Here is a 461-nt window from a genome sequence, read left to right as displayed (position 1 = left end):
AGTACCGGCGTTGCTCGAGGACGCAACCAATGAGCTACCGGGCTCGTTTCGCCTGCTCGTACAGCGATTGATGGAGCACTTGAAGGAGTTGGACCGCCAGGCTGGTGAAATTGAGGCTCAGATCGTCACGTGGCATCGGGACAACGAACTCGGCCGCAAGCTGGCGGAGGTTCCGGGCATTGGACCGATGGTGGCGACGGTGAGCGATGCGAAGAACTTCGACAACGCACGTCAATTGGCAGCGTGGATAGGCCTTGTACCGCGGCAGAACTCCAGCGGCGGCAAGAACGTGCTGCTCGGCATAAGCAAACGCGGAGATACCTATCTTCGAACACTGTTGATCCACGGTGCGCGCTCAGTGATTTGCGCCTTCCAGCGCAAGAAGGACAAGGTCGACGCCTGGCTGGCAGCGCTCCTGGCGCGGAGAAATCCCAATGTGGCTGCCGTTGCGCTGGCCAACA

Annotated in this window: 1 protein-coding gene; it reads left to right on the top strand. The window is 60.1% G+C overall.

The annotated features are described in order from the left end of the window. The coding region (locus tag P0D80_RS51190) for an IS110 family RNA-guided transposase (protein WP_408296620.1) at window positions 1–461 on the top strand (461 nt) is incomplete at both ends.

This window comes from Paraburkholderia sp. RL17-373-BIF-A (genome assembly GCF_046030175.1).
Classification (GTDB): Bacteria; Pseudomonadota; Gammaproteobacteria; order Burkholderiales; family Burkholderiaceae; genus Paraburkholderia.
Note: the sequence above shows the minus strand (reverse complement) of the source record. Positions and strands in the feature narration are given on the sequence as shown.